The sequence below is a fragment of the Arthrobacter sp. 10L424 genome (assembly GCF_056395325.1).
On sequence record NZ_JBFTJH010000027.1, the window covers coordinates 1 to 635 of the forward strand.

The 635-nt window shown below is 67.9% G+C and carries 1 protein-coding gene; it reads right to left on the bottom strand.

Annotated elements, in window-relative coordinates; all coding sequences use genetic code 11:
• Positions 1-635, bottom strand: a 635-nt coding sequence (locus tag AC1DC5_RS19020; RefSeq protein WP_476866198.1) for an enolase C-terminal domain-like protein, incomplete at both ends; no start/stop codon positions are given.

Consider the following 635-nt stretch of genomic DNA (forward strand, 5'->3'; position numbering starts at 1 on the left):
ATGCCGCCGAAGTGCGTGGACGCGGCCCGCACGTAGTCGATCAGCTGTTCCTTGATCAGGGTCTGGTAGTCCCAGACGGTGTTGAAGATTTCACCGATCGCCAGCGGCGTGGTGGTGTGCTGGCGGACCAGGCGCAGGCCTTCCTGGTTTTCGGCCGGGGTGCAGTCCTCCAGCCAGAACAGGTCATAGGGTTCCAGCGCCTTGCCCAGCTTCGCGGCCTGGATCGGGGTCATCCGGTGGTGCCCGTCGTGCAGCAACGGGATTTCCGGGCCGAACTCGTTCCGGACCGCCTCAAACACCGAGGGCAGGTGCCGCAGGTAGGCCCGGGTGTCCCAGTCCTCCTCCTGCGGGAACGCCCCGCGCCCGGCCGGTTCGTAGTCATACCGCTCCCCGGAGGCCTGCGCCTGCGCGGCGACSCCGTASACGGCCTTGATCCCGGGCACCGCGGTCTGGATCCGGATCGACTTGTACCCGAGCTCCAGATGCTCCCGGACCGAATCGAAGAGCGAGGGCAGGTCCGCGCCCGAGGCATGCCCGTACGCGCGCAGCCCGTTCCGCGACGCCCCGCCCAACAACTGGTACACCGGCATCCCGGCGACCTTGCCCTTGATGTCCCACAACGCCATGTCCACCGC